Annotated in this window: 7 protein-coding genes; all 7 read right to left on the bottom strand. The window is 65.3% G+C overall.

Going from position 1 to position 6,362, the window contains the following annotated elements:
* Positions 1–791: 791 nt before the first annotated feature.
* Positions 792–1,100 carry a toxin-antitoxin system YwqK family antitoxin gene (locus ACIRP2_RS39510; RefSeq protein ID WP_404258600.1) on the bottom strand — a complete coding sequence of 103 codons (309 nt, stop codon included), beginning with the start codon at positions 1,098–1,100 and terminating at the stop codon, positions 792–794.
* A gap of 56 nt (positions 1,101–1,156) precedes the next feature.
* Positions 1,157–2,287, bottom strand: coding sequence for a toxin-antitoxin system YwqK family antitoxin (locus ACIRP2_RS39505; protein ID WP_404258599.1), 1,131 nt, complete (start codon positions 2,285–2,287; stop codon positions 1,157–1,159).
* 242 nt (positions 2,288–2,529) lie between these two features.
* Positions 2,530–2,913, bottom strand: coding sequence for a hypothetical protein (locus ACIRP2_RS39500; RefSeq protein ID WP_404258598.1), 384 nt, complete (start codon positions 2,911–2,913; stop codon positions 2,530–2,532).
* 316 nt (positions 2,914–3,229) lie between these two features.
* Entirely contained in the window at positions 3,230–3,520 is a 291-nt protein-coding gene (locus ACIRP2_RS39495) for a hypothetical protein (protein ID WP_404258601.1), read from the bottom strand.
* Positions 3,521–3,861: 341 nt separating this feature from the next.
* Positions 3,862–4,242 (bottom strand): YwqJ-related putative deaminase, encoded by a 381-nt coding sequence (locus ACIRP2_RS39490; protein ID WP_404258597.1) that lies wholly within the window; start codon positions 4,240–4,242, stop codon positions 3,862–3,864.
* Positions 4,235–4,711 (bottom strand): SUKH-3 domain-containing protein, encoded by a 477-nt coding sequence (locus tag ACIRP2_RS39485; RefSeq protein ID WP_361459271.1) that lies wholly within the window; start codon positions 4,709–4,711, stop codon positions 4,235–4,237. The genes ACIRP2_RS39490 and ACIRP2_RS39485 overlap by 8 nt, the downstream gene beginning before the upstream one ends.
* A gap of 28 nt (positions 4,712–4,739) precedes the next feature.
* The coding region (locus ACIRP2_RS39480) for a YwqJ-related putative deaminase (RefSeq protein ID WP_404258596.1) at positions 4,740–6,362 on the bottom strand (1,623 nt) is incomplete at its 5' end.

The raw sequence follows: 6,362 nt of genomic DNA, 5'->3' as shown, positions 1-6,362 counted from the left end.
GACCCACGCGACTTCGACGACAGAGTCGTCAGAACCTGGGCCCCCATGTCGAACTTCATCCAGTCCCCCTGCCGAACCCGAGCAAACAAATGTGCTGACCCTCCCTATCAACTTCGGCGGCGCCGAAGCAATCGAGGGCCTCAAGGCCGTGAACAGGTTGTGACGTGGTCTCCGAAGCGCGGCACGGGCAATGAGGTGCGGAAACGGGGCACTTGACCGGAGCGCGGAGAACGGGCGTCCTCCCGGCGTGACGGTGCTCCCGAGAATCTTCGGTCGATCTTCACGCCGTGCGCACGATCGTGAGGGGCGGGCCGACCGCCTGCGGACCGGTGGGGCATCAGGATCCGAGGAGCCTCTTCGTCGTCGATTCGGTGAATGCGGCGGCCTCGATCTCGGTGATCGGGACGTGGTCGACCTCGTTGTGCCCGGGTGCGTACAACCGGAGGTATTCGGTCGGCTCCCAGCGGAGGTTGCGCGTGAACGCCTCGTCATACGTCCGGTCGTCGTCGACCCGGGTGCCGGACGATGCCGCGCGGGCTGCTACTTCGCGTGTTCGTACGCCGCGGAGTCGTCGCTCCAGTCGATGGCACGCAGCCGCTCGATCACCACGCGTGGACGGTCGCCGGTCACTTGAGGTTCAGCCCCCTCACCGAGATCCGTCGCCACGTCAGGCGCGAGCCGGATCGACGTACGCGCGGACGTCGAAGTACGGCCGGCCCTCCTCTGCGCCGCAGGCGTGCGTTCGATGTGGCGACGGTTCGCTGTTCACTCATCTGCCTACGGGGCCGGAGTCAGCCCTCGCTCGCGCTCCAGTTCTTCGTCGGCCGACCCTCTTCGTTCCAGCGACGCTCGCCGAGCATGGCCGTACCGTCCTCGGAGAACACCACCTCGGAGGCGAGCAGACCGTTCGGATGCCATTCCCTGGACACCCCTGCCGGACGCCCCTCGCGGGCCGTCGCCTCGGACCGGAGCGTGCCGTCCTCGTACCACTCGCGGCTGGGACCGTGCTGCACCCCCGCCACGTACGAGTCCAGACTGACCACGGCATCACCAAGACGCTCCTCCACCTCGCCGGTGAAGAGTTCCCTCCTGTACAACAAGCGCTGCCCCTGATCCATGTCGACTCCGGGGTCGTCGATGTCGACCCGGCCAGGCATCAACCGCGCTCGGCGCGCCACTCCTTCGTCAGGTTCCCCTCGTCGTCCCACTCGGTGATCTCCAGTTGCCGCAGTCCGTTCGCGCTCATCAGCACGCGCGCGGCCGGCCTCCCGTTGCGATGCCAATCCGTGGACTCACCGACCGGGAGCCCTCCCCGCAGCACTCCATCGGACCTCAGGGTTCCATCCACGTACCACTCCTTGGAAGGGCCGTCCTCAACCCCTTCCTTGTAGGTGACGAGGCTGACGAGCGCACCCCTTTGGTATTCGACCACCTCGCCGGTGAAACGCCCTCCTCGATAGAGGGCGACCTCATCTTCGGCCATCTCGAATTCTGGGTCGTCGATGTCGATGCGTGTCATGTCGGGCCGCGACGCGTCAGGGCGGGAGACACCCAGGACGGCCGACTGGATGAGCTGCGCCGCGTCGATGTCGCCGATCTGCGTGTAGACAGCATCGGTCTTCTTCTCGCCGGAGAGCCGGAGCAGGTCCGTCGGCTCCCAGCGCAAGTCCTGTGTGAAGACCTCGTCGCGCTGCTCTCCGGCCTTGAGGAGGCGCCGCCGCACGACGAGCCCCGAACGGTCGGCCGGAGCGTGGTAGGAGATCCGTCCCTTGGCATCCAGGGCGTCCAGCGTGCGCGTGTCAAGTGTGAGGAAGGGCAGGTCCACGAGGTGGTGGCGAAGGCCGCGGGGCTTGATGGACACACCGGTCAGGTCGAGGAATCCGGCCCCGTCCTGAAGGTACTCGCCACCCCGCTCGTAGAAGAGGATCAGGGGCTCGTAGAGGTCGGGCAGGTCGGGCATCGCGATGTCGCCCCGCGCGCGGAGCTCCGCAAGTCGTACGGCCGCCCCGCAGGTCTTCCGGGCGCTGTACGCGACCTTCTTGAGGCACTCGTCGAGCTCTGTGGCAAGTGCCGGTGGGAGCCGGAACTCCTTGTCGATGTATCGAGTGACGTCGAAGAAGGGCCAGTCGCCCTCGGCGCCGTATGCCTGGGCCCATAGAGCGGACCGTCGAAGGTGCTCGTGCATCAGCAGGCGGCGGGACTGCGCGTGCTCGTACGCCGCGGAGTCGTCGCTCCAGTCGATGGCACGCAGCCGCTCAAGGCCGGCCCGTGACGGTTCGCTGTTCACTCCTGGTCACTCCTCGCTGCCGACGAGGCATCGCTCCTCGCTTGCGCCAGTTCTTCGTTGGTCGGCCCTCTTCGTTCCAGCGACGTTCCGCCAGCATGCTCAGACCGTTCTCCGAGGGCACCACCTCGGCGGCGAGCACACCATTCGGGTGCCACTCCCTTCGACTGGCGTGTCAGGCGACTCTCAGGCACATGGCCGAGAGCGAGCGGGGCCGGCCTGACGAGGCCGCTTGGGCCGGCTGCTCAGAGATTCGCATCGACGTATTTGGCGACCTCAACCATGTGGGTTTCGTTCTCGGCGGGCACCAGATAGTCGTGCTCTCTGATCCGCGCAAGGAATTCTTCAGGGAGTTCTACGTGGTGTGTCCGGACGTAGAACCAGAGGTCCCCCCTCCAGATCCACTCTCCGTCGGAGAAGATCGAATCGCCGCCGAGCACGGTCTTGCCGGAGCCGAGCACGTCTTCGGAGGAGCCCATGACGCTGAAGATTTCGTGCCCTCCGAGCAGATACTCAGTGATCTGCTTGGCATCTTCGTAAGGGTCCGGCGCAAGGAAATCCCGCACACTTCCCCTCGGTGTTCCGAACGAGGGTGCCCAGAGTTCCTGGAAGAAGTCGGCGATCTGCATGGGAGATCCTCTGCTAGCGGGCCATGGGAAGGAACGTTCGCCGGTATCCTCCACCAAAGATCTTCGGGGTCTGGTTGGGGCCGAGCTTGGTATTTACACCGACCTTGTTGGTCGGGGCCATCACGGGGACCCCGAGTTCATTGGCGGCGGCTTGTGCGGCGGGGATGTCCAACGCGCCTTCTGCTGTCGTTCCCGTATGGCACGACACCAGCCGCACCGGGCCTCCGTCGTAGCTTGGGTTGGCCCGTGCGGACGCACCCGTGTCGTACGCACGACGGTCACCGTCACCAGCCATCAGAAACCCAGCCCCCCGTGATCAACGGCCGCCGAAGCGCGCCGCATCGAAATTCGCCGCCGACATCTGCTGCCGCGCGTTGTCACCCTGCTCCTGGTCACCCGAACCGAACGCCTGCTCCATCCCCGACTGACCACCGAGGAGAGCCGAGAGCGAACCGTTCAACGCGGCCGTGATCTCGTCCGAACGACTCTTGAACGAATCGAACGCCACACGCCCCGCACCGTGGAACTTCCCCTCCAACGGCGCCGCCGCCTGCACCAACTGACGAATCAACGTCCCCAGATCACGTGCTCGAAGGCGTGATCCCAGTCGCCGGACCAGTCTGCTGCCCACACCCTTTCCAGCAGGGCGAGCGTCGATTCTTTGGTCATTTCAGGTCCAGTCCCTTCGAACCGAGCTCCTGGAAGGCAGCCTCCATCACCTCGTTGATGTTCGAGAGGTCGGGCGCCAGTCGTCGATGTCGATTCGGGGAAGTGCCATCAGGAGATCAAGTTCTCCGGTCCGGGCGGGTCCCCCATAGAGCCGCACGGCGCATGTGCTTGCGCATCAGGCGCGCGAGTGCCCGTGGGCGAACGCCGGCTCGGGGTTGTCCCAGACGTTGCTCCGCAGCCGCTCAAGTGCGGTGAGTTGTCGGACGCGGCGTTGCAACGTCAGGAGATCACGTGCACGCCCAGCTTCTGAAGGAGGAGTCGGCAGACGCCGCACGGTTCGGTGGTCTTGCCGTGATCGGGATGCCCGCGGCCGCGGATCATCTTGGAGACGATGGCGGACTCTTCGAAGTGCGGAGCCGCTTCTTCGAGGGCCGTCGTCCGGCCGTCATTTCGAACGGAGTCGAGCGCCCACAGCTGGTCGGACAGCAGGGCGGATTCGGCGCAGCGTCCGGTGAAGGGCACGTCGCCCGGCAGTGTGTCGATGAACGACCTGATGGCCGGGTGAAGTCCGACGGTCCCTTCCCCGGCCAGGCTGGTGTGGCTGAAGACCTTGCCGCCGATCAGCAACGAGGAGGCTACGGCGGGGAACTGCTCAGACAAAGAAATCCTCCGCATCCGGGTCGGATACGCCGCCCAAGAACCTGGAAAAAGCATCGGAGGTGTTCTCGCCCAAGTAATACCCTCCGGTGTGGTGGAGGTGGAAGAGGCGCCCTTTCTCGTCAGCCAGCAGAATTCCGTACTCGGAAGATTCGTAGCCGATGGGAAAAAGCTCCGTTCCGAGCCCGGATGCCAGTTCCTTGATGGCTTCCGCGTCGCCGTCGTATCCGATCGTCGGCTTCATGACCCAGGCCATGTCCGGCACCCTGGGGTGGGCGAGGCGCAGCATGCCGTATGTGTGGATGAGGCGTACCGCGGCGGGTACAGGAGTCAGTGCGACGCCTTGCCGCTGGGCATCCTGTACCCGGACTTGAATGAGCTCTTCGGCATGGTCTCCGATGTCGCGGCCTGGTGACCAGCCGTTTACCGCCAACCAGTCACGTACTTCGGGTGTGAAATCTTCGGAGCTCATTATCCATTCCGTTCCGTGAGCCGACGCATCACGAGTGTACGTGAATACCCAACTGCGGCAGCACATGCCTGCATGTGTAACACGGGGCGAGGAAGTCGCCATGCGCGCGTTCGAGCTCACCGGTGGCGCGGTCGTAGACGTTCCCGATTTGACGTGTGTGCATCACGCTGCCTTCAAGGGCTTTCCTTGCGTCATCGATTGTGCGGATTGATGATCCTGTCGGGTCCAGTTGGTGCAGGCGGTCACCAATCAGGGATACTTCCGCGCATTTTCCATGGCCAAGACCCTTCTTCATTCCGGCAGCATCAAGCTTGTTGCCGACGTCCTTCAGGATATCGTCAAGGACTTGATGTGTTTTCGGTAGCTTCTGGCCATGCATTTTCGTGGTGCTGCTGTGGCTGGAGATCACGTTGTCGTGCAAAAGACTTCCTGCACATCCCGAGTTGAGCTGGTTCTGGCCGGGGTGCGCCGCTCCGGAAGTGGCGTCAAAGGCGTCATCGGCGAGCGCAGCTGATTCGCGTTCCAGAACAGAAAGCTGATCCTTCAGAGGCAGGTGCGAAACATCCAGGGCCGGGCGCCGGTAGTGGCGCATCTGGTCCGCGCTTTGACCGTGCCAGCCGGGTTGGGGGTCCAGAGGCGTGCCTTGCGGCTGGTTCTCCGGGCCGTCGCCGTCATGGTGATTCGAACCGTCGAAGCTGTGCTCGCCATCGGAGTGCGGGGCGCCGACGTCATGCGGCAGCCCGTCGTCGGCAAGGTGCTCCGCATGCGGATCACGAGCGTCGTGGGCGCCATGGTGTGCGCCGTCGTCGGCATGACTGTTTGGTGTGTGATCGCTGTGGTGAGCGGGCGCCGGGTCGTGCGGACCGCCGTGTCCGTCTCCGTGTCCGCCGGTGTGGTGGGCGGGCGATTCATGTCCGGCGATGGGGCCGTGGCCGTGGCCGTCGCCAGGGCCGCCGGGGCCGCGGTTGGTGCTGTCGCCGGGGAGGTTGTCGTCGGCGTGATTCGTGGGCATGCTGTCGCCCACTCCGCCATGGGGGAGGCGGCTGTCCGCGTTGCTGCCGGGGAGGTTGTCGCCGGTGTGGGGGGTGGGGCCGTTGAGGTCGTCTCCGGCGCGGCCGACGTCCCCGAGGTCGTTGCCGAGGCTGTCGCCGAGATGGATGACGTTGTTCCCGGCGTCGGCACCGGCGTGCGCCCCGTTGTCGGCGGTGTGGGCTCCGGCGCCGACGAGGGCAGGCTCTCTGGCGGGGGAGGGAGGCTCGGTGTGCGGGGTGTCCGCGCCGGTGTCGGGGGTGTGACCGCTGGGAGCGTTCTCGGCTTTCTGGAGGACGTTTCCGTTCTCGTCGAGGAGATTGCAGTCCTGGTCGAAGTAGCGTGCCGGTTCACCGGGACCAGTGGGCAGCTTCGTGGTGCCCTCGGGCAGGACGGGCGCACCGTCGGGGAACTTCACGTTGCCGTCGGGGAGCTTGATCCCGCCTTCGGGGATTGCCGCGCCTTCGGGGAGGTGGACGGTGCCGTCGGGGAGCTTGAAGGAGCCCTCGGGAAGGGTGATCGCGTCGTCGGGGAGTTTGGGGATTTCGATGTTGCTGATGCCCTTGATGCCCTTGGTGATGTCGCCGATCTTGGAGAGGCCGGCGCCGGCGCCCTTGGCGAT

The organism is Streptomyces sp. NPDC101194 (assembly GCF_044767885.1).
Lineage (GTDB): Bacteria > Actinomycetota > Actinomycetes > Streptomycetales > Streptomycetaceae > Streptomyces.
Note: the sequence above shows the minus strand (reverse complement) of the source record. Positions and strands in the feature narration are given on the sequence as shown.